Raw genomic sequence first — 23,527 nt, 5'->3', positions numbered from 1 at the left:
TCGCGCGATGAACGAGACCGTGATTCCGAAGCCGGACTACGAGGCCGCACTGCGCGAGGCAGGCGTGCGCATCACGAGGCCGCGCCGGGTGATCCTGGGCATATTGTCGGACGCGGGCGACCATCCCGACGCGATGGAAATCTTCAAGCGGGCGGTTGCGATCGATACCGGCATCTCGCTTTCGACCGTGTATCGCACGATGAAACTGCTCGAAGGCATAGGGGCCATCCACCGCCACGCCTTCGAGGGCGGACCGTCGCGCTTCGAGCCGGCGGTGGGCGAGCATCACGACCACCTTATCGACATCGACACCGGCGACGTCATCGAATTCCAGTCCGACCGGATCGAGGAATTGCAGCAGGAGATCGCACGCTCGCTGGGCTACGACATCGTCCACCACCGGCTGGAGCTCTACGGGCGAAAGCGCCGCAAGCGTTAGGCAGTCTCAGCCCTTTACCTGCGCCACCGAGGCACGCACCACCAGATCGACCGCCCAGACCTCGCCGCGCGCGCCGTCTTCAACGCCGGCGATGCGCGCTGCCAGCCGCTCCGCAATGCGCTGTCCGGCCGCGCGGATGGAAGAGCGCGTTGTGGCCAGCGGCACGGGAAAATTCTCCGGCTTGAGGAACGGAAACACGTCGTCATGGGCGATCAGCGATACGTCGCCCGGCACCGACAGCCCTGCGTCGCGCAGCGCACGGGTGACGCCGAGCGTCATCAGCAGACTTGAGCATACGATGGCGGTCGGCCGTTCGCGGGCGGCAAGGAAGTCGCTTGCGGCGCGGTAGCCGTTCTCCTCCGTCATCGGCATCGCGCGCACGCGGTGCGGCGGCAATTCCACCCCGCCGGCGGCGAGCGCGCGGCGCAACCCTCGCTCGCGATGGATGGCGAAGGTCTGGTCGGCGTTGCCATTGATGAGGGCGATGCGCCGGTGGCCAAGCTGGATCAGCAGCCTTGCGGCCTCGTGAAAGGCCGCCTCGTTGTCGATGTCGAGGAAAGGATAGTCGAAATCCAGCCCCTCGGAGCGGCCGTGCACGATGAAGGGAATGCCGAGGTCGTTGAGCAGCGCGATGCGCGCGTCGCGCGGCCGGGGGGAAGAAACGTAGACCGCATCGACCTGCTTGTTGGCGACGATGCGCCGATAGGTCATCTCCTCGTCCTCGATGGTCGAGGGCGACAGGGTCAGGTCCAGCTCGTGGGTGCGGGCGTAGTCGCCAAGCCCGGACAGGAACTCGACGAAATGCGGGTCGATATCCACGCTCGCGCCGGTGGGCATCACATACCCGATCATGCCCGCCTTGCCGGTGGCCAGCCGGCGGGCGCTCGGATTGGGGCGATAGCCATGCCTGCGAGCCGCATCGACCACGCGCCGACGCGTCTCCTCGGCCACCTCGGGATAGCCGTTGAGCGCGCGGCTTACCGTGGTCTGCGACAGTTCCAGCATCCGGGAGAGCTGCTTGAGGTTCACATCCATGCTCCAGTGCGGGCGGCCCGGCAGCGCCATTCTTCTTCAAAGCGCTTTGAATCCCATTCGCTTTTTCGTCTCTAATGAACCGCCAGCCCTGCATATATTAAGAACAGTCGCGTCGATCGGAAAGGATATTTCTACGCTGCAACACGGCAAATTCACGCTGCATTGCACAAGAAACGCCGAATTAAATCGATTTATATTGAGCGGCTATTGACTTTGCGTCAATTCGGTGGCGATGATGCCGCCAGTCAAAGCGCTTTGAATTTCGGCTGAGGCCTGAGCCTCTCCTCGAAGGAAGACGAAAACGAACGGGAGGAAATGATGAAGAACACCCTGCTTGCGGGCGTCGCGCTAACCGTGATCGCCGCCTATGCAACCCCTGCATCCGCACAGCTCAAATTCGCCCCGGGCGAAGGCGACCAGTTCACTTGGTCCGACTACGAGACGCTCCAGCAGACCGACCTTTCCGGCCAGACGCTGACCGTGTTCGGCCCGTGGCGCGGGCCCGACGAAGACCTCGTCCAGTCGATCCTCGAATATTTCCGCGAGGCCACCGGCGCCACGGTCAACTATTCCTCGTCGGAAAATTACGAGCAGCAGATCGTCATCGACACCCAGGCCGGCAGCCCGCCCAACATAGCGATCCTGCCGCAGCCGGGCCTGATCCAGGATCTCGCCTCCAAGGGCCTGCTGACGCCGCTGGGCGACGAGACCGAAGCTTGGGTGGCGCAGAACTACGGCGCCGGCGAATCCTGGGTCGATCTCGGTACCTACAAGGATGAGAACGGCGAAGACCAGTTCTTCGCCTTCCCCTACAAGGCCGACGTGAAGTCGCTGGTCTGGTACTCGCCAGACAATTTCGAGGATGCCGGCTACGAAATCCCCGAAACGATGGAAGAACTGCTGGCCCTGCAGGACCAGATCGTGGCCGACGGCGGCGTGCCGTGGTGCATCGGGCTGGGTTCCGGCGGCGCGACCGGCTGGCCGGCAACCGACTGGGTCGAGGACATCATGCTGCGCATCCACGAGCCGTCGGTGTACGACCAGTGGACGACCAACGAGATTCCGTTCAACGATCCGCAGGTTGTTGAGGCGCTTGAAATCTTCGCCTCCATCGCGACCAACAATGACTATGTCGATGGCGGTGCCGCTGCGGTTGCGGCGACCGACTTCCGCGACAGCCCGAAGGGGCTCTTCGACATTCCGCCTAAATGCTACATGCACCACCAGGCGTCCTTCATCCCCTCCTTCTTCCCCGAGGGCACGGAACTGGGCACCGACGCGGACTTCTTCTACTTCCCGCCCTATGCCGAGAAGGATCTCGGCAGGCCTGTCCTGGGTGCGGGCACGCTCGCCATGATCACCAGCGATTCGGAAGCCTCGCGCGCGTTCATCGAGTTCCTGAAGATGCCGCTGACGCACGAGCTGTGGATGGCGCAGTCGGGCTTCGTCACGCCGCACAAGGGCGTCAACCCGGACGCCTACGCCAATGACGAGCTGCGGCGACAGGGCGAAATCCTGGCCGAGGCGACAACCTTCCGCTTCGACGGCTCCGACCTGATGCCGGGCCGCATCGGCGCGGGCTCGTTCTGGACCGGCATGGTCGAACTGGTGGGCGGCAAGCCCGCCGAGCAGGTCGCGACCGAAATCCAGCAGAGCTGGGACGCCATCAAATAGGGCGGGGCTCCTCCCTTTGACCATTGCGGTCCGGGCCGTGCGCGGTCCGGACCGGCAAAACCAGTGTATTCAGGGTGCATGCCAGGCGCGCCGGATCGCGCCGGGCGCAAAGCCAACAAGTCACTGACGATTGCGGGAGGACGCAATGACGGGCCAGATCATCTCTGCGTTGCTGACGGTCGTTCTGGGCGTTTCAGGATGCGTCGCCTACTTTTGGGGCGCAAACCGGCTGCTGGACCTGATATTTCCCTCGCACGGGGTGCAGGGGAGCGCTGCGATCGACAATCTGCGCCGGCAGGGCCTCATCAGGCCGTGGCTGTTTCTGGGCCCCGCACTCATCATCCTCACCATCTACCTCGTCTATCCGGTAATCGAGACGGCTAGGCTGTCCTTCATGGATCGAGGGGGCCAGAACTTCGTCGGCACCGCCAATTATCAATGGGCGATCGGCGACCGCGAATTCAGACAGGCGATCTTCAACAACTTCCTCTGGCTCGCCGTGGTGCCGGCCGCCTGCACCTTCTTCGGCCTCGTCATCGCGGTGCTGACCGACCGCATCTGGTGGGGCAACATTGCCAAGATGTTCATCTTCATGCCGCTGGCTATCTCCTTCGTCGGCGCCAGCGTGATCTGGAAGTTCATCTACGAGTATCGCGGCGTCGGCCAGACGCAGATCGGGGTGCTGAACGCCATCGTCCAGTCTTTCGGGGGCGACCCGCAGGTCTGGATATCGATCCCGTTTTGGAACAATTTCTTCCTGATGGTCATCCTGATCTGGATCCAGACCGGCTTCGCGATGGTGATCCTGTCGGCAGCCCTGCGCGGCATTCCCGACGAGACGATCGAGGCCGCAACCATCGATGGCGCCAACGGCTTCCAGATATTCTGGAAGATCATGGTGCCGCAGATCTGGGGAACCATCGCCGTCGTATGGACCACGATCACGATCCTCGTGCTGAAGGTCTTCGACATCGTGTTGACGATGACCAACGGCCAGTGGAACAGCCAGGTGCTGGCCAACCTCATGTTCGACTGGATGTTCCGAGGCGGCGGCGATTTCGGCCGCGGCGCGGCGATCGCCATCGTCATCATGCTGGCCGTCATCCCGATCATGATCTGGAACATCCGCAACGCTACGCGCGAGACGGGAGGACACTGAGATGGCCGCAACCGCCGGAAAGGGTTTCGCCGCGCGCTGGGGCGTGCATATCGCCGTGCTGCTGATCGTCATCGTCTGGACGATCCCGACGCTTGGGATCCTCGTCTCCTCGCTGCGCGACAGGGACCAGATCGCCGTGTCGGGCTGGTGGACCGCGCTGACGACCTCTGCCCAGACCGGGCAGGGCCGCACCGAAGGCGCGGACGCCCAGGTTGAACAGAACGGACGCTTCGTCATAGCCGGCAATCTGCTGGAAGAGGACGATGCGCGCGTCATCCGCTCGTTCGGCACGCGCATCCAGAACCCAACGGAGCACGAGGCGGGAACAGCCGCCGACCTCGGCGACGGGGTGACGCTGCAGGTCAACGAGGACGGCAGCTACGAACAGTCTTCGCCCACGGCTTTCGAGGGCAATCGCGGTCAGCGCATATTCTTCGAGGCGGCGACGCCGCCGCGCTTCACGACGGAAAACTACCGAACCGTGCTGTTCTCGGAGGGCATCGGCCGGTCCTTCATCAATTCGCTGACGGTAACGATCCCGGCCACCATCATCCCGATCCTCATCGCGGCCTTCGCGGCCTATGCGCTGGCATGGATGAAATTTCCCGGCCGCGCGATCCTGATCGCGGTGGTGATCGGCCTGCTGGTCGTGCCGTTGCAGATGTCGCTGATACCGCTGCTCAAGCTCTATAACGGCGTCGGCACGTTCTTCGGCGTGCCGGCCAAGACCTATCTGGGCATCTGGCTGGCGCATACCGGCTTCGGCCTGCCCTTCGCCATCTATCTGCTGCGCAGCTACATCGCCGGCCTGCCGCGCGAGATCATGGAATCGGCGCGCATCGACGGGGCGAGCGATTTCGAAATCTTCGTGAAGATCGTGCTGCCGCTTTCCTTCCCGGTGCTGGCTTCGTTCGCCATCTTCCAGTTCCTGTGGGTTTGGAACGACCTGCTCGTCGCCATGGTGTTCCTGGGCTCCGGTTCGAACCAGCTGGTGTTGACGGGTAAGCTCAACGCGCTGCTCGGCTCACGCGGCGGCGATTGGGAAATTCTCACGACATCCGCGTTCATCACCATAATCGTGCCGCTAATCGTGTTTTTCTCGCTGCAACGCTATTTCGTCCGCGGGCTGCTCGCGGGCTCGGTCAAGGGTGGTTGATTACATGCAGGCTGCAATCCAGATGCAGGACAGGGAAGGCGCGGAGCCGATGGCAAAGCCAGATCGCGACTGGTGGCGCGGAGCCGTCATCTACCAGATCTATCCGCGCTCGTTCCAGGACTCCGATGGCGACGGCGTCGGCGACCTGCGCGGCATCCTGACTAGGTTGCCGCACATCGCCAGCCTCGGGGCGGACGCAATCTGGATATCGCCTTTCTTCAAGTCGCCCATGGCCGATTTCGGCTACGACGTGTCGGACTATCGCGACGTCGACCCGCTTTTCGGCACGCTGGAGGATTTCGACGCCGTCATTGCGGAGGCGCACAGGCTCGGCCTCAAGGTGATGATCGATCTCGTCCTGTCGCACACGTCTGACCAGCATGCGTGGTTCAGGGAAAGCCGCGGCTCGCGCGACAACGCCCGCGCCGACTGGTACGTCTGGGCAGACGCCAAGCCGGACGGCACGCCGCCCAACAACTGGCTGTCGATCTTCGGCGGCTCGGCATGGGAGTGGGATTCACGCCGGCAACAATATTACATGCACAACTTCCTTGCCTCGCAGCCCGACCTGAACTTCCACAATGGCGAAGTCCAGAACGCGCTTCTCGACGTGACGCGCTTCTGGCTGGAGCGTGGGGTAGACGGTTTCCGGCTGGACACCATCAATTTCTACTTCCACAGCCAAGGGCTGGAGGACAACCCGCCGCTGGCACCTGAATCGCGCGACTATTCCACCGCTCCGGCGGTGAACCCCTACAACTGGCAGGACCATGTCTTCGACAAGAGCCGGCCGGAGAACATCGCCTTCCTCAAGCGTTTCCGCGCGCTTCTGGATGAGTATCCGGCAGCAGCAGCGGTCGGCGAAGTGGGCGACGCTCAGCGCGGGCTTCAGGTTGTGGCCGACTACACCGCCGGCGGCGACCGCGTGCATATGTGCTACTCCTTCGATTTCCTCGCGCCAGACAAGATCAGCGCCGCACGGGTGCGCACGGTGCTGGAGGAGTTCGACCGCGTCGCCGGCGACGGCTGGTCGTGCTGGGCGTTCTCCAACCACGACGTGATGCGCCATGCCTCGCGCTGGGCTGCGACGGAAGCAGACCGCACCGCCTATCTGAAGGTGGTGTCGGCCCTGCTTATGAGCCTGCGCGGGTCGGTCTGCATCTATCAGGGCGAAGAACTTGGCCTGCCGGAAGCAGACCTCGCCTTCGAGGATTTGCAGGACCCCTACGGCATCCGCTTCTGGCCAGAGTTCAAGGGTCGCGACGGCTGCCGCACGCCTATGGCGTGGGATTCGCACCAGCCCAATGCAGGCTTCTCGACCGCTCGACCTTGGCTGCCGGTGCCCGCCGAGCACCTTACGCTGGCAGTGAACACGCAGGCGGGTGAAGACGGCTCACTGCTGGAACACTATCGCCGCATGCTGGCGTTTCGCGCGGCGCACCCGGCGCTCTCGAAAGGGTCGATCGGCTTTCTCGACACGGATGGAGACATCGTCGCCTTCACACGCCGCCACGGCAACGAGCAACTGCTGTGCGTCTTCAACCTGGGCGGCAGCGATGCCGCGCTGACGCTGGCCGACGGCATGTCGCCGGTATCGGTACCGGGGCACGGCTTTTCGGGCGCAAGCGCCGAAGGAACGATCAGGCTCGGCGCCTACGACGCGTGGTTCGGCAGGATCGCCTGAACGACAAGGGAAAAAACGGGAGGAGGAACCCATGGCCGATCTTCTGCTCAAGGATGTCCGGAAAGCCTACGGCAATCTCGAAATCCTGCACGGCATCAATCTCGACATAAAGTCCGGCGAGTTCATCGTCTTCGTCGGACCGTCGGGCTGCGGCAAGTCCACCCTGCTGCGAACCATCGCGGGGTTGGAGGACATCACCGACGGCCGGCTGGAGATCGCCGGCGACCTGGTCAACGACGTGCCGCCATCGAAGCGCGGCATCGCGATGGTGTTCCAGTCCTATGCGCTCTATCCGCACATGACGGTCTACGACAACATGGCCTTCGGCATGAAGATCGCCAAGGCCAGCAAGGCGGAGATCGACGAGCGGGTGAAGCAGGCCGCCGAAATACTGCAGCTGACGAAATATCTGGACCGACTGCCCAAGGCCCTGTCGGGCGGCCAGCGCCAGCGCGTCGCCATCGGCCGCGCCATCTGCCGCAATCCGAAGGTGTTCCTGTTCGACGAGCCGCTGTCGAACCTCGACGCCGCCCTGCGCGTGGCGACCCGCATCGAGATCGCCAAGCTGAAGGAGTCGATGCCGGAAACCACCATGATCTACGTGACCCACGATCAGGTGGAGGCCATGACGCTGGCCGACCGCATCGTCGTGCTCAAAGACGGCTATGTCGAGCAGGTCGGCTCGCCGATGGAGCTCTACTGCCATCCCGGCAATCTCTTCGTCGCGCAGTTCATCGGTTCGCCGTCGATGAACATCCTGCCGGCAACCATCGAACGGGCAGGATCGCCCACGGCGGTGCGGCTTGCCGGCGGCACGGTTGCGCATGTGCCCACCGCGACGCCGAAGGATGCCGAAGGCTCGGCCATCAGCTTCGGGGTGCGGCCCGAAGATCTCAGCATCGCGACCGATGCCGATGGCGGCGTACTGTTCGAGGGCCGGATCGACTATCTCGAGCAGTTGGGCGAGGTTCAGCTTCTCTATGTCGATGTCGGCCGCAATGGAGAGCCGCTGGTGGCCAAGCTACCCGGCAGCACGCCGATCGAGCGGGGCTCGACGATCCGACTGACGGCGGATGTCGGAAACCTGCACATCTTCGACGGCGAAGGGCGCTCCTTCGCACGGGAGAGGCTGGCCACCGCCGCCTGATCCTCCTCGGAACGGAGAAGGCGACGGCGGGGCCAGGCGGTCAGATGTCGAACGACACGCCTTGCGCCAGCGGCAGTACCGTCGAGTAGTTCACCGTGTTGGTCGCGCGGCGCATATAAGCCTTCCACGCGTCGGAGCCGGATTCGCGGCCGCCTCCCGTTTCCTTCTCCCCGCCGAAGGCGCCGCCGATCTCGGCACCGGAGGTGCCGATGTTGACGTTGGCGATGCCGCAATCGGAACCGTCGGCGGAGAGAAACCTCTCTGCCTCACGGACGTCGAGGGTGAAGATCGAGGAAGACAGGCCCGCGCCGACGGCATTATGGTCGGCGATGGCGGCATCGAAGTCGGAATATTTCATCACGTAGAGGATCGGCGCGAAGGTCTCTTCCGTCACCGGCGCGACCTGCTTCGGCATCTCCACCAGCGCGGGGCGCACATAGAAAGCGGTGTCGGGACCGACCTCGACACGCTCGCCACCCGTGACAGCGCCCCCCGCGGCCTGCGCCTTTTCGAGCGCACCGGTCATGCCCTTGTAGGCGGCCTCGTCGATCAGCGGGCCGACGAGCGCGCCGCCTTCCAGCGGGTTGCCGACCGAGACGCTCTCGTAGGCCTTCTTCAGGCGCGGCACGAGGTCGTCATAGACGCTTTCATGCACGAACAGGCGGCGCATGGTGGTGCAGCGCTGGCCGGCCGTACCCATGGCACCGAAAGCGATAGCGCGCAGGGCCATGTCGAGGTCGGCGCTGGGGCAGACGATGCCGGCATTGTTGCCGCCAAGCTCGAGGATAGCGCGTGCGAAGCGTTTCGCCAGGCGCGGCCCGACCTCGCGGCCCATGCGCGTCGAACCGGTAGCCGAAACCAGCGGCACCTTTGCATGGTCGACCAGCACTTCGCCTACGGCACGGTCGCCGATCAGTACCTTCAGGAGGCCCGCCGGCGCGTCGCCGAAACGCTCAACCGCCCGTGCGAAGATCGCCTCGCAGGCAAGTGCGGTGAGCGACGACTTTTCCGAAGGCTTCCACACCACAGAATTGCCGCATACCAGCGCGAGCGCCGCGTTCCACGACCAGACGGCGACCGGAAAGTTGAAGGCCGAGATGACGCCCACGACACCCAGCGGATGCCACGTCTCCATCATGCGGTGGCCGGGGCGCTCCGACGCAATGGTCAGGCCGTAAAGCTGGCGCGAAAGGCCGACCGCGAAATCGCAGATGTCGATCATCTCCTGCACTTCGCCCAGCCCTTCGGACGGGATCTTGCCTGCCTCGATGGAAACCAGCCGGCCGAGATCGCTCTTGGCGGCGCGCAGTTCCTCGCCCAGAAGCCTGACCAGCTCGCCGCGCCGCGGCGCAGGCACCAGACGCCACTGGCGGAACGCCGCGTCCGCCTCTTCGATGGCCTTTGCCGCATCGGATGAGGAGACTGGAGACAGATCGGCGACCTTTTCGCCCGTCAGCGGGCTGTATGAAGGCATCGTGCCGCCCGACAACGCTGCCGCGTCCACGCCCAGCTTCACCAGCAGATCCGCCGTTTCCTTCTTCACGTCCATGTCGGTTCAACCTTTCATATCGTGCCGGCCACGCGCCTAACCGGCGCGCGCCGTACGCAATGTCATCCGAAACTTAGAAAAACGCCTGCAAACCGGTCTGCGCGCGGCCGAGGATCAGCGCGTGAACGTCGTGAGTGCCCTCGTAGGTGTTGACCGTCTCGAGGTTCTGCGCGTGGCGCATGACGTGGTACTCGATCTGGATGCCGTTTCCGCCATGCATGTCTCGCGCGGCGCGTGCGATGTCGAGAGCCTTGCCGCAATTGTTGCGCTTGACCAGCGAGATCATCTCAGGCGCGAAACGACCTTCATCGATGAGGCGCCCCACGCGCAGCGAGCCCTGGAGGCCGAGCGCGATCTCGGTCTGCATGTCGGCGAGCTTCTTCTGGTAAAGCTGCGTCTGCGCGAGCGGCCGGTTGAACTGCTTGCGGTCGAGGCCGTACTGGCGGGCGCGGAACCAGCAATCCTCGGCGGCGCCCATCGCGCCCCACGAGATGCCATAGCGGGCGCGGTTGAGGCAGCCGAACGGCCCCTTGAGGCCGGAGACGTTGGGCAGCAGGGCGTCTTCGCCCACCTCGACGTCTTCCATCACGATTTCGCCGGTGATGGAGGCGCGCAGCGAGAGCTTGCCACCGATCTTGGGGGCGGACAGGCCTTTCATGCCCTTTTCGAGCACGAAGCCGCGGATCTGGTTTTCGTGGGCGGCGGATTTAGCCCAGACGACGAAGACGTCGGCGATCGGGGCGTTGGAAATCCACATCTTGGAACCCTTGAGGCGGTAGCCGCCGTCGGTTTTTTCCGCACGCGTCTTCATGCCGCCGGGGTCGGAACCCGCGTCGGGCTCGGTCAGGCCGAAGCAGCCGATCCACTCGCCCGAAGCAAGCTTGGGCAGATACTTCTTCTTCTGCTCTTCGGAGCCGTAGGCGTAGATGGGATGCATCACCAGCGAGGACTGGACGCTCATCATAGAGCGGTAACCGCTGTCGATACGCTCGACCTCACGCGCCACGAGCCCATAAGAGACGTATCCCGCACCCGAGCCGCCATACTCCTCGGGGATCGTCACGCCCAGCAGGCCGGCGGCTCCCATCTCGGCAAAGATGGCCGGGTCGGTCTTCTCGTCCAGATAGGCTTCCTCAATGCGAGGCGCGAGGCTTTCCGCCGCAAACGCGGCCGCCGCATCGCGGATGAGACGCTCGTCTTCCGTCAGCTGGTCGTCAAGCAGGAAAGGGTCGGCCCAGGAAAACGGAGCCATGCCTGTGTCGCCCTTGGCGGGCTTTGCGGATGCGGAAATGTTCATGTCGATCACTCGCGAAACGGAATCGTCTGGAAGAAGGCGCACTAGACGGGTGTCCAACGGCGCGCCTGAGCCTTTGATATATTATGAGCCACGTATTATGCAGGAAAAACGCTTTTTGGTCGATCAAACATGTCCAATACACATATCTGGAGCACACCGCGTCGGCTCCAGCCGTCGATAAGTCTGCTGGCCGCCTTCGAGGCGGTCTGCCGGACGGGCTCGACCGCTGCCGCCGCGCGCGAGCTGTCGCTGACGCAGGGCGCCGTCAGCCGCATGGTCAAGACGCTCGAAGACCAGCTCGAGGTCAGTCTGTTCAAGCGCGAGCGCAAGCGCCTCAAGCCCACCGACGCGGCCAAGGCCTATGCGCAGGATGTGCGCAAGGCGCTGGACCTTATCGCGCGCTCCACGCTGGGGCTTCGCGCCAACCCGGGCGGAGGGACGCTGTCGCTCGCCATCCTGCCGACGTTTGGGACGCGCTGGCTGGCGCCGCGCCTGCCGCAGTTCCTGTCGACCCATCCAGGCGTCACGATCAATCTCGGCACGCGTCTGCAGCGCTTCGACTTCGCCCAGAGCACGTTCGATGCGGCGATCCATTTCGGTGATCCGGACTGGCCGGAGACGGATCAACTCAAGCTTTTCGATGAACGCATGATCGCCTGCTGCTCACCGGATTTTCACGAGCGATATCCCTTTGCTCAGGCGGAGGATCTGCTGTCGGTACCGCTGCTGATACTCGAGACAAGGCCCAACGCCTGGACGAGCTGGTTCGCCGCGCACGACTGCGGCACGCCGCCGGCGCGCGGCATGATGTTCGATCAGTTCGCGACCATGATACAGGCCGCGATCCACGGGATGGGGGTGGCGCTGCTGCCGGCGTTTCTGGCGACCGGCGAGATCGATGCGGGGCGGCTGGTAGCCGCGCATGGCGGCCCCATCTCGGGCATGGGCGCCTACTACCTCATCTGGCCGCAGAGTGGCGCACAGCACCCGCCGCTGCGAGCCTTCCGCGCCTGGCTGGAGGCGGAGACCGCAGAACTGCGGTGAAACGGCCGGCAGTTGGGGGAAGGTACAAGTATTATTCCCGCGCTTAGCCGGGAGAGCAGCTCGATCTGACGCGACCGGGGAACCAGGGCTTAGGTCTTGGGATCGCCATTCGGGACGAGGCCGTCACGAATCACCTGATCCTTGCCGGCGTCCTCCGACCCATCGGGGGCGACCTGCTGCGAGTCTACTGCCTCGGATCGGGATCGCACGAAGAGACCAAGACCTACCCCACCGCTATACGCGATAGCAAACAGTATTAACAAGATAAGTCCAGCACCAATCTCAAGGTACAGCACCGCCGATACAAGCGCAGGCAACACCATCAGAAACGAAATTGTGATTATAGTAAATACCGACGAATAATACGATGCAGCTATACCGATCGCACTAACAAAGACCAAATACAGCAAAATGTAGATCACGACACGCTCCGCAGGAGCCGGCATCGTACCAAAAATTCCACCTCTACGCCGCTGCTATTTTCCGACCGCAATCGAAGCCGGCTTCGTACTCTAGTATTGCCTTTTGTAACCATTGCCGCCAGAGGGTTATACTAAAAAATATCACATGAGGTCGCGAGGAAATACGCCAAAATTCTTGAATGAATTAAGTTATTAACCCGCCTCTGTTTTACAGCTTTCACGTTTACGATGTTCGATCAATTAAATCTGCCATTAATTGACGCACTTGCTTAAAAAATAGTAAATGGATGTCGGGCGGCCTGAAGTAACCTCTACTTTCCCTCCTTATGCCCCCAAGGTGCGGCGGAGGTTCTTCGACCTAAACGGGCTTGAGAATGAGTTTTCATGGTACTGCGTACGATGAGTTGGGTTCGCATGGAAAGCATAGCCGGGATCTGAATAAGGATTTCTCGGCTGCATCGCAGGCTCCCTCTCTTGGCCATTTGAGTTCCCATCGCGGACCGGCCAATCAGAACGTCGAAGGGTTTTTCGGCATTCGGCTGCGACCGCGCGGCGGGAGAATGTTTCAACTTGCGTGCAAGCGCGCCATCGACGTGGCGGTTTCCTCGCTGGCGCTGCTGGTTCTTTCACCCCTGTTCCTCGTTCTGGCCTTGTTGGTCATGTCGGACACGCCTGGCCCTGCATTCTTCGTGCAAGAGCGCTGGGGACGCCGAGGCCGCAAGATCAGGGTGCTGAAGTTTCGCACAATGCATGCCGAGCGCAGCGACGCGGCGGGCATCATCCAGGCCGCCCCGAACGATCCCCGGGTCACCCGGCTAGGCCGGCTGCTGCGACGCACGAACCTGGACGAGCTGCCCCAGCTGTGGAACGTGCTGCGCGGAGACATGTCGCTGATCGGCCCGCGCTGTCACGCCATCGGCATGCTGGGCGGGGGCGTGCCCTATGAAGAGCTGGTGCCCGAATACCACCAGCGCCACGATATGCGGCCCGGTATCACGGGGCTGGCGCAGGCCAGCGGCTATCGCGGCCCGACGGTCGATGCCGAAAAGGCAAGGGGCCGCATAGAGCTCGACCTGATCTACGTGCGCCGGTTCAGCCTCTGGCTGGACCTCAAGATCGCCATCCGCACCATCGCGTCCGAGTGGCGCGGCGGAACAGGTCTATGACGACGTCACAATAACCGACCCGACTTCCGCAGACCCTTCGGGAAGTCGCGTCCCCGGGCGCAACCGCCATCAAGTGATGGCAGGCCGACCCACAATAAAGAGAACAACAATGGAAAATAATATCCACGCCAAGCCTGATGATGCCTTCGATACATTCGACGTTCTCGGCGTTCCGGTATCGATTACATCGGTCGACAGATCATTTCGTGCACTCGTAAACTGGGCCAGGGACGATCGCGGGCGTTTCGTCTTCATCCGCGACGTGCACGGCATCATGCAGGCGCAGACGGACGAGCGGCTGCGTCAACTCCACTACGAAGCCGCGCTCGTCACACCCGACGGGATGCCTCTCGTATGGGCCGGCAAGTCGCGCGGCCTTCCGGTGGAGCGGACCGCCGGTGCCGATCTCATGATGCATGTGCTCAAGCATTCCGGCGGCACAGGGCTCAAGCACTATTTCTATGGCGGCAAGGACGGCGTCGCGGAAGAGCTGCGCGACAGGTTCAGCCTCATTACTCCGGAAGCCGACATCGTCGGCGTCGGCACGCCGCCGTTTCGTCCGCTTACCGAAGACGAACTGGAAGCAGTCTCCCGCGACATGATCGCAAAGGGCGCAAACGTGGTCTGGATCGGCATATCGACGCCGAAGCAGGAATTCCTGATGGGTGAACTGGCCAAGAGAGTGCCGGCGACCTTCATCGGCGTCGGCGCCACCTTCGATTTTCACACGGGCAACGTCAAACGCGCCCCTGTGTGGATGCAGAAAAACGGGCTGGAATGGCTGCACAGGCTGTGCTCCGAGCCACGGCGCTTGTGGAGACGCTATCTTGTGCTGGCGCCGAAATTCGTGGCACTCATGGCTTTGCAGCGCTTCAAAGTCCCCACATGAGCGAAGCAGGCGCCATATTGCCGACATCCCCGTCTTTCGTCGCCGGTGTCAGAGAGCGCCTTGACTACCTCCTCCGCGCGGGGCTCGTGGTCGGCAACCAGGGGCTGAACAGTGCTGCCAATCTCGCGATCTCCCTCTATCTCATACGGATGCTGGGCGTAGCGGAATTCGGCATCTATGCCGTCTACTTCGCAACCGCTTTCGGCATCTCCGCAGTCGTCAACGCCCTGATCGCCTCGCCGCTGGTGTCAATCGCCTCGCAGAAGGCGGCAAGCGTCAGGGCGGCCATGATCGTCTCGGCGTCGGTTGCGATCACGGCAATAAGCCTTGCCTTGCTGCTCCTCGCGCTGGGGCTGGATCTCGTCTTGTGGCTGGTAGCCGGGTCGGCGCACAAGACCCTGCTCGCCGTCGCCTTCGGTACCTCGATGGCGGCTTCCGAGTTCTTGCGCAGGGCCTGCTTTCTCAGCGGCAGGGCGGATAAAGTATGGCGTTTCGACCTTCTTCGCTACGGATTGCTTCTCGTCGTCTTCACCTTGCTTGCATGGTTTAACGCGGAAGCAACAACCGCGCAGTATGTATTGCTGATGACGGTCTCAAACGGACTTGCCGTTGCTGTGTTGGCTTTGCCTGACCTGACCGGTCACGCATCGTCGTGGAGCTATAAACGGGCGCGAGTCCATATCGCGCATTTCGCGCGCAGCGGCCGCTGGCTATCGCTGTCAAGCATGCTGCAGTTTGCCGGCGACCATGCTCTATTGCTGATAGCAGCCTTCATGGTCGGCCCCTTTGCCGCGGGCACGATCAGAATCTGTCAGGCTATCGTAGGCGTCGTAAACCCTATCCTGTCGGCCCTGGAACACATGCTGCCGAAGAAGCTCGGCGAGGACATTCGCCAACACGGCTCCGAGCACGCACTCGTTGCCCATCGCAGGGTGTCGATGTTGATAATGCTGGCAATGGCAAGCATTCTATCGATCGTGGCCCTCTTTGCTCCATTCATACTGGACAAGGTCTCGGGCGAAGAACTGCATGGGTACGAGATGCTGCTTCGCCTTTATTGCGCGCTCTGGCTGCTTTACCCCATCGTCCAGATGCTGAGCTTCATATTCAGAGCGCGCGGAAGGACAGTCCCGGTACTCGTCAGCCAATCCATTGCCGCAGGCCTGGCGCTTGCAACGAGCATCCCGCTCATAGGCCAATTTGGGGCGTACGGAGTCGTGTGGGGGACAATTATCGCCCAGATCGCGGCCATAGTCACACTCGTTCTCATGTCCGAACGCAAATCGCCTTTGCTGTTGCGCGAGAACGGCCGATGACCGCCTCCGCCCAAGGTCTAGGCTACAAAACCACTGCACCCTTTGCTGGCGGCGCCCTGCCGTTCTGGGTCGGCTTTCCATGCCTCCTCTACGGCTTGATGTCGCTCTCGCTGCGCGAACTGGGCGAACTGCCGCTGCTGATCGCGGTGGCAAGCGCCGCCGCAGCGCTGACATTTGCCGGGGTGTGGCCGATACGCGGGCGCTACATGCCGTTCTTCGTGTTCAGCCTGGTCATCTTCACGCTATCTCTTGCGCAGGTGATGCCGTCCTCGTGGACGAAAATCCACGACGAAAATGCGGCCCTGCGTCAATGGTTCTACGTGCCCGTACTGCCCATTCTGATCGCATATTTCACACTGGCCCTGCGATACTCTTACGCCTTTCTGCAAAAGAACATCGTGGCTCTGGTGCTGATCGCGGCTGTCCTGAGCCGGATGTCCCAGCATCTGCACGGCATCTACGATCCTGAAACGGACGTATTCTTCTACACACTGACGAACGACGTCGCCATCGTGGCGATGCTCTTCCTGGTGTTGCTGTTCAGGGAGAAGAGGCACTGGCTGGTCGATGCGACGATCATTGCTTTCGCGTTCGCGCTGAGTTCATCGGCCCAGTCGCAGCTTTTCTGCCTGGTCGTGCTGGCACTGCGGCTGAGCCGGCGCCCGACGCTGATGCTGATCGGCATCTCGGCGGCCTGCCTGTCCTTCATCGCGATCGCGCCCTTCTTTGCCGTGCAGTTGCATCCGCTCGACCACAACACGGCGGTTCGGGCGATCCTGTGGCGGGACGTGCTTCAGGCTACGGCCGACACTTTCGGCCTCGGCGTCGGATATGGCACCGAATACATCAAGCACCGGTTCGAGGAGATCATGCCTTGGGGCTGGACGATCGGAACGGGGCCCAACGACATCTTCGTCGCCACGCACAGTTCCTTCTACGACGTACTCCTGCGCGAGGGCGTGATCGGGCTCCTTCTGTTCTGTTTCTGGTTCTTCCACGCGATCCGCATGCCCGCCCGCGCCACACTTCACGAGAGGCGGTTTGCCGCCTGCGTGGCCGCGCTGCTGGTGATCAACAGTGCCGTCAATGTCGGCCTGTCCTCGATAAGCTTCCTCTTCGGCAGTGCATTCGCCGTCGCCCTGCTGGCGGTCCAACGGGAGCGTTTCGAGGCCCGCCATGGGCAAGCGGCGCCCACCGCGCGGGCAGCGGCGCTGCACGAAGCCTTTCCCCAACCCGCGACACGAGGGTGAGCCAAATGGTCGACAGAAAAGTGGCCCTGATTACGGGCGTAACCGGGCAGGACGGAAGCTACCTTTCAGAGTTTCTGCTGAACAAGGGTTATGAGGTGCACGGCATCAAGCGTCGTACCTCGCTGTTCAACACAGACCGCATCGATCATCTCTTCGATGGCGAATACGGGCAAAGCGGGCAGTTCGTGCTGCATCACGGCGACATGACCGACTCGTCGAGCCTGATCCACATCATCGCAAAGACGCGGCCGCACGAGATCTACAATCTGGCGGCACAAAGCCATGTGGCGGTGTCGTTCGAGGAGCCGGAGTATACGGCAAACTCGGATGCGCTCGGCACGCTGCGCCTGCTGGAGGCGATCCGCATCCTCGACCTCGCCCAGCACACGCGCTTCTATCAGGCTTCCACGTCGGAACTGTACGGCCTCGTGCAGGAAACGCCGCAGTCGGAAAAGACGCCGTTCTATCCGCGCAGCCCCTATGCGGTGGCAAAGCTCTACGCCTACTGGATCACGGTCAACTATCGCGAGGCCTACGACATCTATGCCTGCAACGGCATACTGTTCAATCACGAGTCGCCCCAGCGCGGCGAAACCTTCGTGACGCGCAAGATCACGCGGGCACTGGCACGGATCAAGCTGGGGATGCAGGATTGCCTGCTTCTCGGCAACATGAATTCCCTGCGAGATTGGGGCCATGCGCGCGACTATGTCGAGATGCAATGGCTGATGCTGCAGCAGCAGACACCCGACGACTACGTCATCGCCACAGGCAAGCAGTATTCGGTGCGTCAGTTCGTCGAGATCGCCGCCCGCATGCTGGACATGGACATTCGTTGGCAGGGAGAAGGCGTGGACGAGCAGGGCGTGGACGCGAACGGCCGCGTGATCGTGGCCGTGGACCCACGTTATTTCCGTCCTACGGAGGTCGAGACGCTTCTGGGTGACGCGACCAAGGCTCGCGAGCGCCTTGGCTGGACCCCGGCCACCAGCTTCGAGGACCTGGTGGCGGAGATGGTGGAAAGCGATTTCCGTGAGGCGCAGCATGATCTGGCGCGCGGCGCGTCCGACACGGCGCTGGCGGCGGCATCCTGAGAGTCGACGCCGTGAACAGACGCATGAAGATATTGCTGACCGGCGGCTCGGGAATGGTGGGGCGCAATCTGCTGGACCACGCCACGGCGGCGACGCATGAGGTCGTCGCGCCTTCCAGCAAGGTTCTCGACCTCACAGACAAGCAGGCCGTTGCGCTCTACATCGCCGACCTCCAGCCGGATCTCGTTATCCACGCGGCTGGCAGGGTGGGCGGCATCCACTACAATTCCGCCTATCAGACCGAAGCGCTCGTCGATAACATCGAGATGGGGATGAACGTCGTTATGGCGGCGCGAGACGCAGGTGTTCCGCGGCTGCTCAATCTCGGCAGTTCGTGCATGTATCCACGCGACGCGCCCAATCCGCTCAGCGAAGACCTGATTCTGTCGGGCAAACCGGAACCGACCAACGAGGGCTACGCGATAGCCAAGATCGCGGTCGCGCGGCTCTGCCTGTATGTTTCCCGGGCGCGGCCGACACTGCGGTACAAGACGCTCATTCCCTGCAATCTCTACGGTGTCTACGATAAGTTCGACCCCAATGTTTCGCATCTCGTGAGCGCAGTCATCGCGAAGGTACACGACGCCCGTGTGAACGGCCGCGAGACGGTCGATATCTGGGGCGACGGGACGGCGCGGCGTGAATTTCTGTTCGCCGGCGATCTCGCCGATGCGGTCTGGGCCTCCGTCGAACGTTTTGACGACCTGCCCGACCTGATGAATGTTGGCTGCGGCTCGGACTATTCCGTCAACGAATACTACGAGGCGGTGGCGCGCGTTCTCGAATGGGATGGCGGGTTCACCCACGATCTAAGCAAACCCGTCGGCATGCAGCGCAAGCTTGTCGCCACGGACCGACAGGCCGCGTTCGGCTGGTCCCCGCGCCATTCTCTGGATGAGGGCATCCGCCTGACCTACGACCATTATCTGACTATAGGGCACTGACATGAACCAAATGGCGCCGACAGAACGTGGATACCGCCTCGCCACCTCGTCATGGGACGAGGAGGAACTGGCAGCGATCGCGCGTGTCACCGCATCCGGCAGTTTCTCGATGGGGGCTGAAGTCGCCGCATTCGAGCGTCAGTTCGCCACTGCGATGGGTAGCAGGTACTGCGTGATGGTCAATTCGGGGTCGTCAGCAAACCTGCTGATGATCGCGGCTCTTCGCTACCGCAAGGAAGCCCGGCTTATGCCTGGCGACGAGGTGATCGTGCCGGCGGTGTCGTGGAGCACGACCTATTTTCCGTTGCAGCAATACGGCCTGCACCTGAAATTCGTGGATATCGATCTCGAAACCCTCAACTTCGACCTCGACGCGTTGCGCCTCGCGGTCAGTGACCGCACGCGGGCGATCCTCGCCGTCAATCTGCTCGGCAACCCGAACGATTTCGACGCCATAAGCGCAATCGTCGGTGACCGGGACATCATCCTGATGGAAGACAATTGCGAATCGATGGGTGCGGAATTCGGCAATCGCTTCACTGGCACTTTCGGACTCGCCGGCACCTACAGCTCATTCTTCTCGCACCACATTTCCACGATGGAAGGCGGCATGGTCGTCACCGACGACGAGGAACTGTATCACGTCATGCTGTGCCTTCGTGCCCACGGCTGGACGCGAAACCTTCCGCGCGAAAACCACGTGACGGGCACGAAGTCCGATGATCCGTTCGAGGAATCGTTTCACTTCGCGCTTCCAGGCTACAATTTGCGACCACTCGAAATGAGCGGCGCCATCGGTCGCGCGCAGATGGAGAAGTTGCCTTACCTGATCGAAAGCCGCCGGCTCAACGCTGAGAAATTCAAGGCGCTGATGGCCGAGTTTCCGCAGTTCATCACCCAGCGCGAAATCGGCAAAAGCAGCTGGTTCGGGTTCAGTGTCGTCATAGCGCCGCAGTCCGGCATCGACCGCAAGGCGGTCATCCGCATTCTGACAGAACATGAAATCGAGACGCGGCCGATCGTGGTGGGCAATTTTACCAAGAACAAGCGCGTGCTCGGCTACATGGACTACAGCCTTGCAGGCGCGATGACCAATGCGGAGATCATCGACCACAACGGGTTCTTCATCGGCAACGACCATCGAGGGCTGGATCGGGAGTTCCGTCTTCTGCGACGCGCGCTCGATGCCGCCGTTCGCGTCGCGAGCTAGATGGCGATGAGCCCTTCCGGCTTCTGGCTGTCGCTGGCATTCCTCGGAGCGGTAATCGGAGCCGGCACCGTGACCGGTTATCTCGAATTGCGGCCGTTCTCGATACAGGCACAGGGCGAGAGGGAGCGGTTTCAGAACATCGCCGGCGACCGGCTGGCAACGGGCCTTTCCGCCTATTCGGGACGTTTCGTGCTGGACGACTGCCTGAACGCGATGACATCGATCTATGGCCGTCTTCAAAGTGAAGCACGCCGTGAGGCCGTTGCGGCGCGGTGCGCCAAACTGTCGGAAACGTTGCTACGGCGCGCGCCGACAGACGCCTACGCCCATCTCATCGCAGCATTCGCCAGCCGTTCGCTGGGCGATCGGGACGCAGCGAACCGGGAACTCGCACTTTCTCACGCAACCGGCCCCAACGAACTTTGGGTGGCGGAGCTTCGGTTCGAACTCTTCGAAGACGATCTCGACAACCTCGACACGCAAGCACGGGAAGCCGCCGACGCCGACATGGTGCTTCTCTTCCAGCATCACCGCGGACAGCAGGCCCTGGTAAGGCGCTATCTGGCGAAGCCTGCGTCACGCGAGCGGATATCCGCGATGGTGGAGAATGTGCCGATCGAGACGAGGGAAGCATTCCTGCACTATCTGCGCACCGCCGTAGACGAACGCGCGGGCCAGCAGGCGCGCGGCGCTGGAGGGTGAACGGATGAACGCTCCCGCCATGCAGCCGCAGAAGGTCCATCGGCCCGGGGCACGCTCCGGGCTGCCAACGCAATCGTCGAAGCGTTTCGGATGGGCTCTGATCGCGGTGGTGGGGCTTGCGCCGCTGCCCTTTGCGGGCAACAGACCCTTCTTCTGGGCGATGATGGCCGTCGTGGCGGCCGTGCTTTGCGTAACCTATCTGCTGATGCTTTCCAACGCCGGCCGTGGTTTCGCCTTTTCTTCCAGATCGTTACGTTTCCTCGGCATTCTGGCCGCGATCTTTGCAGCATGGCACGTCGGGCAGATGACGATGCTTGGATGGCTCATCGGCGATTTCACCGTCACGACGCAGACGGGACAAGCCATCGTCACCTCCACACCCAGCCTGTCGCCGCCCGAGACGTGGTTCAGCCTGCTACGCTTCCTCAGCTATGCGATGATGTTTTTCGTCGGCGTACAGGTAGCTGCCAAGATCCGCGACCTGCGGCCCTATCTTTCCGCCCTGCTCTTCATCATCGCAGGCTATGCCGCTTACGGCCTCGTTGCGCTTACATATCTTGGCGACACGATCCTCTTTCTGGACAAATGGACCTACCTCGGTGCGGCGACCGGACCATTCGTCAACCGCAACTCGTTCGCGACCTTCCTCGCCTTCGGCAGCATCATCGGCGTTGTGCTCAGCCTGTCTTCGCTGCAACGCGAGCGCAACGGACGCCTGTCTCAGTCGCTCAGCGACTTTCCCTGGGTCTATGCCGCCTGCACCCTGCTGATCTTCAGCGTCCTGCTCGCCACCCAGTCACGGATGGGGGTTTTCGCTGCGCTGTGCGGCATCGCGGCCGTATGCCTGCTTTGGTGGAGCAAGGCGCGACGCTCGGCGTCGGGCCGCAGCCGCTGGCAAACCCTCGGGACGATCGCGGTGTCATTGGCTGTCATCGGCGTTCTGCTTGTGCTGGCGCAGGGGGGCGGGCTGCTGGAACGGTTCTCGTCCGTCGACCTGTCGACCGGTGTCCGGCTCGAGCTTTATCGGCAGATCGTTGCGATGATCGGGGAGAGACCGCTGCTCGGCTATGGCGGTGGAACCTTCGCGCTGGCGTTTCCGCTCTTTCACCAGTCGTCGCTCGATGTCGGCCTCGTCTGGGACAAGGCGCATTCGACTTATCTGGAACTGTGGAGCGACCACGGCCTCCTGATAGGTTCGATCCCGCTTCTCATCCTTGGCGTAATTGTCGCGCGCTGCATCCGCCAATGGAACGCTGCCGAGGCCGATAAACAGGCCGCACCGCTAATCGCGGTCGGGGTGGCGATCGTCGCAACGCTGCATTCCCTTGTCGATTTCAGCCTGCAGATGCAGGCGAATGCGCTGCTGTTCACGATGCTGCTGGCATTCGGCCTTTCGCGCGAAAGCCATCGCGCGGAGGGGGGGCATCAAGGACGGGAACCCACCGTCATCAATCAGCCATTCGCGTCCTGGGGCTCGCCGACGGGACCGTCTGAATTGGCCTCGCCGCGCGAACGCCTGCAAATCAAGACGATGCCGTCTGCCCTCTACGCCATCGGTGACGTTCACGGCTGCCTTGACCTGCTTTCAGGCATTGAGGCCCGCATCGCGGCCGACGCCGCGGACACGGACGGCTCGAAGATCATCGTCCTGCTCGGCGACCTCATCGACAGGGGGCCACGCTCGGCCCAAGTCATCGACTATCTTCTGGCGCCACCTCCAGAAGGCTTTCGACGGATCTGCATCGCGGGAAACCACGAGCAGATGATGATGAATTTCCTGCGCGATCCTGCCGCCGGACGGGTCTGGCTCGACCTCGGCGGGCGCGACACGCTCGCATCCTACGGCATCGACCTCGCGACGGTAGACCGGCTGGCCAAGGAGCCGAGATCGAGCCGACAGGTGCTGGAAAGCTTCATCCCGCGCCAGCATATCGAGTTTGTCGAACGGCTGCCTGTGTGCGTCAGCCTGCCGGGATTTCTTCTCGTGCATGGCGGTTTGTTGCCGGCAACCCCGCTCGAACGCCATCGCGACATCGAACTCATGACGGTGCGGCTCAGCGAGGCCAGCTTCGAGGCGCGTGAGGGGCTGACCCTCGTGCACGGCCATACGCCGCTTGCGCAACCATTCGTTTCGCCTGCCCGTATAGGTCTGGACACGGAAGCTTTCAGTTCCGGCCGCCTTACGGCTGCAAGGTTGCTTGCTAATGGGAACGTTAAGATTCTGCAGTATTCTAGAGTTTGTCCGTCGTCAGGGTTTTTGGGACAACCGGCGGCGTGAGCTAACGGAGGCTCTGGTCCATCAGGTTTGTCACATTAGGCCGCTGCATCTCGATGAAGCAAGCGGCGCTGT

Annotated in this window: 20 protein-coding genes; 16 read left to right on the top strand and 4 right to left on the bottom strand. The window is 62.4% G+C overall.

What is annotated here, in order from left to right; all coding sequences use genetic code 11:
* The first annotated feature begins 7 nt into the window (after positions 1-7).
* Positions 8-439, top strand: coding sequence for a Fur family transcriptional regulator (locus FY036_RS08380; RefSeq protein ID WP_148914270.1), 432 nt, complete (start codon positions 8-10; stop codon positions 437-439).
* A gap of 6 nt (positions 440-445) precedes the next feature.
* Here FY036_RS08380 and FY036_RS08375 read toward each other — a convergent pair whose 3' ends face one another.
* Positions 446-1,468: a substrate-binding domain-containing protein gene (locus FY036_RS08375; protein WP_148914448.1), complete on the bottom strand. Its 1,023-nt coding sequence runs from the start codon at positions 1,466-1,468 to the stop codon at positions 446-448.
* Between the two features lie 324 nt (positions 1,469-1,792).
* Here FY036_RS08375 and FY036_RS08370 point away from each other — a divergent pair, with 324 nt between their 5' ends.
* The 5 genes from FY036_RS08370 to FY036_RS08350 all read left to right on the top strand — a co-directional run bounded on the left by FY036_RS08370 (position 1,793) and on the right by FY036_RS08350 (position 8,294).
* Positions 1,793-3,148, top strand: a complete 1,356-nt coding sequence (locus FY036_RS08370) for an ABC transporter substrate-binding protein (protein WP_148914447.1) — start codon at positions 1,793-1,795, stop codon at positions 3,146-3,148.
* Positions 3,149-3,293: 145 nt separating this feature from the next.
* On the top strand, positions 3,294-4,307 hold the full coding sequence (locus FY036_RS08365) for a carbohydrate ABC transporter permease (protein WP_148914269.1): 1,014 nt from the start codon (positions 3,294-3,296) through the stop codon (positions 4,305-4,307).
* 1 nt (position 4,308) lies between these two features.
* Positions 4,309-5,463: a carbohydrate ABC transporter permease gene (locus FY036_RS08360; protein ID WP_148914268.1), complete on the top strand. Its 1,155-nt coding sequence runs from the start codon at positions 4,309-4,311 to the stop codon at positions 5,461-5,463.
* Positions 5,464-5,467: 4 nt separating this feature from the next.
* The gene (gene bglA, locus FY036_RS08355) at positions 5,468-7,147 is read left to right on the top strand and encodes a beta-galactosidase BglA (RefSeq protein WP_148914267.1); all 1,680 of its coding nucleotides are present in this window, start codon (positions 5,468-5,470) and stop codon (positions 7,145-7,147) included.
* Positions 7,148-7,178: 31 nt separating this feature from the next.
* Positions 7,179-8,294 (top strand): ABC transporter ATP-binding protein, encoded by a 1,116-nt coding sequence (locus tag FY036_RS08350; protein ID WP_148914266.1) that lies wholly within the window; start codon positions 7,179-7,181, stop codon positions 8,292-8,294.
* A 40-nt stretch (positions 8,295-8,334) separates the two neighbouring features.
* On the opposite strand, the gene amaB is transcribed toward FY036_RS08350, so the two are convergent.
* Together amaB and FY036_RS08340 are read right to left on the bottom strand one after the other, a co-directional pair.
* A complete protein-coding gene (gene amaB / locus FY036_RS08345) occupies positions 8,335-9,843 on the bottom strand; it encodes an L-piperidine-6-carboxylate dehydrogenase (protein WP_148914265.1) in 1,509 nt (502 codons plus the stop codon).
* A 73-nt stretch (positions 9,844-9,916) separates the two neighbouring features.
* Positions 9,917-11,095, bottom strand: coding sequence for an acyl-CoA dehydrogenase (locus tag FY036_RS08340; RefSeq protein ID WP_148914446.1), 1,179 nt, complete (start codon positions 11,093-11,095; stop codon positions 9,917-9,919).
* A gap of 174 nt (positions 11,096-11,269) precedes the next feature.
* Between FY036_RS08340 and FY036_RS08335 the strand changes: the two genes are divergently transcribed.
* Positions 11,270-12,184 carry a LysR family transcriptional regulator gene (locus tag FY036_RS08335; RefSeq protein ID WP_148914264.1) on the top strand — a complete coding sequence of 305 codons (915 nt, stop codon included), beginning with the start codon at positions 11,270-11,272 and terminating at the stop codon, positions 12,182-12,184.
* An 89-nt stretch (positions 12,185-12,273) separates the two neighbouring features.
* Here FY036_RS08335 and FY036_RS08330 read toward each other — a convergent pair whose 3' ends face one another.
* Positions 12,274-12,606: a hypothetical protein gene (locus tag FY036_RS08330; RefSeq protein WP_148914263.1), complete on the bottom strand. Its 333-nt coding sequence runs from the start codon at positions 12,604-12,606 to the stop codon at positions 12,274-12,276.
* 560 nt (positions 12,607-13,166) lie between these two features.
* On the opposite strand from FY036_RS08330, the gene FY036_RS08325 reads away from it, so the two are divergent.
* The 9 genes from FY036_RS08325 (at position 13,167) to FY036_RS08285 (ending at position 23,455) form a co-directional block, all read left to right on the top strand.
* On the top strand, positions 13,167-13,772 hold the full coding sequence (locus tag FY036_RS08325; protein WP_148914262.1) for a sugar transferase: 606 nt from the start codon (positions 13,167-13,169) through the stop codon (positions 13,770-13,772).
* A gap of 109 nt (positions 13,773-13,881) precedes the next feature.
* Positions 13,882-14,661 (top strand): WecB/TagA/CpsF family glycosyltransferase, encoded by a 780-nt coding sequence (locus FY036_RS08320; RefSeq protein ID WP_161601118.1) that lies wholly within the window; start codon positions 13,882-13,884, stop codon positions 14,659-14,661.
* Complete coding sequence (locus FY036_RS08315) at positions 14,658-15,977, top strand: lipopolysaccharide biosynthesis protein (RefSeq protein ID WP_161601117.1); 1,320 nt, start codon at positions 14,658-14,660, stop codon at positions 15,975-15,977. Before FY036_RS08320 ends, FY036_RS08315 begins: the two co-directional genes overlap by 4 nt.
* The gene (locus FY036_RS08310; RefSeq protein ID WP_148914259.1) at positions 15,974-17,227 is read left to right on the top strand and encodes a hypothetical protein; all 1,254 of its coding nucleotides are present in this window, start codon (positions 15,974-15,976) and stop codon (positions 17,225-17,227) included. Before FY036_RS08315 ends, FY036_RS08310 begins: the two co-directional genes overlap by 4 nt.
* A 5-nt stretch (positions 17,228-17,232) precedes the next feature.
* Entirely contained in the window at positions 17,233-18,321 is a 1,089-nt protein-coding gene (gene gmd, locus FY036_RS08305; protein ID WP_148914258.1) for a GDP-mannose 4,6-dehydratase, read from the top strand.
* An 11-nt stretch (positions 18,322-18,332) separates the two neighbouring features.
* Positions 18,333-19,265 (top strand): GDP-L-fucose synthase family protein, encoded by a 933-nt coding sequence (locus FY036_RS08300; RefSeq protein ID WP_235897589.1) that lies wholly within the window; start codon positions 18,333-18,335, stop codon positions 19,263-19,265.
* A gap of 1 nt (position 19,266) precedes the next feature.
* Complete coding sequence (locus FY036_RS08295) at positions 19,267-20,475, top strand: DegT/DnrJ/EryC1/StrS family aminotransferase (RefSeq protein ID WP_235897588.1); 1,209 nt, start codon at positions 19,267-19,269, stop codon at positions 20,473-20,475.
* On the top strand, positions 20,476-21,177 hold the full coding sequence (locus tag FY036_RS08290; protein WP_148914257.1) for a hypothetical protein: 702 nt from the start codon (positions 20,476-20,478) through the stop codon (positions 21,175-21,177).
* Between the two features lie 4 nt (positions 21,178-21,181).
* Complete coding sequence (locus tag FY036_RS08285; protein ID WP_148914256.1) at positions 21,182-23,455, top strand: O-antigen ligase family protein; 2,274 nt, start codon at positions 21,182-21,184, stop codon at positions 23,453-23,455.
* The last annotated feature ends 72 nt before the right edge of the window (positions 23,456-23,527 follow it).

Origin of the sequence: Neoaquamicrobium microcysteis, assembly GCF_008180155.1 — a bacterium.
Classification (GTDB): domain Bacteria; phylum Pseudomonadota; class Alphaproteobacteria; order Rhizobiales; family Rhizobiaceae; genus Aerobium; species Aerobium microcysteis.
Note: the sequence above shows the minus strand (reverse complement) of the source record. Positions and strands in the feature narration are given on the sequence as shown.